The sequence below is a fragment of the Mesoflavibacter sp. CH_XMU1422-2 genome (genome assembly GCF_037029245.1).
In the GTDB taxonomy this organism is placed as follows: domain Bacteria; phylum Bacteroidota; class Bacteroidia; order Flavobacteriales; family Flavobacteriaceae; genus Mesoflavibacter; species Mesoflavibacter zeaxanthinifaciens.
Window position 1 is genome coordinate 910 of the sequence record NZ_JAYMEE010000034.1, and the last position, 676, is coordinate 1,585.

Consider the following 676-nt stretch of genomic DNA (forward strand, 5'->3'; position numbering starts at 1 on the left):
TTACAAGTATTCAGAAATGCTAAAAGCAAACGGAAAGTACGAAGCATCAAATACGCAAATGGATAAGTTTGCTGCAATGAAGCCATCAGATGACAGAGCAATGATGTACAAGTCTAACCCAGATTATTTATCAAAAATCTTAGATAAAGGAAAAACCTTTAACGTACAAAACTTAGACATCAACACAGCTACATCAGATTTTGGAGGTACGCTTCAAGATGGTAAACTATACATTACTAGTTCTAGAAATGATAACCGTAAAAAATACGGATGGAACGAAGAACCATTTTTAGACATCTACGAATATACTGTAGCAGAAGATGGGACTTACCAAGGAGAAGAGCTTTTAGAAGGTGATATTAACACTAAATACCACGAAGGTATTGTAAGCTTTACACCAGACGGAAAAACCATGTATTTTTCAAGAGAAAGTTTCTTTGAAAATATCTATGAAAAAGACAGTTTATCTAACACAAAGTATAGTGTATTACACCTGTTTAAAGCCACAAAAGACAGTGATGGTTTTAGCGAGGTAGAAGCCTTATCAATTAATAGTCCAAACTACTCGATTAAAAACCCAAGTGTAAGCGCTGACGGAAGCATGATTTACTTTGCAAGTGATATGCCAGGAGGATATGGTAAGTTTGATATTTACAAAGCAACATTAGATGCAAAC

General features: G+C 34.8%; 1 protein-coding gene. It reads left to right on the top strand.

Annotated elements, in window-relative coordinates:
* Positions 1-16: 16 nt before the first annotated feature.
* On the top strand, positions 17-676 hold a 660-nt coding region (locus WA340_RS04085; protein ID WP_442920767.1), incomplete at its 3' end, for a TolB family protein.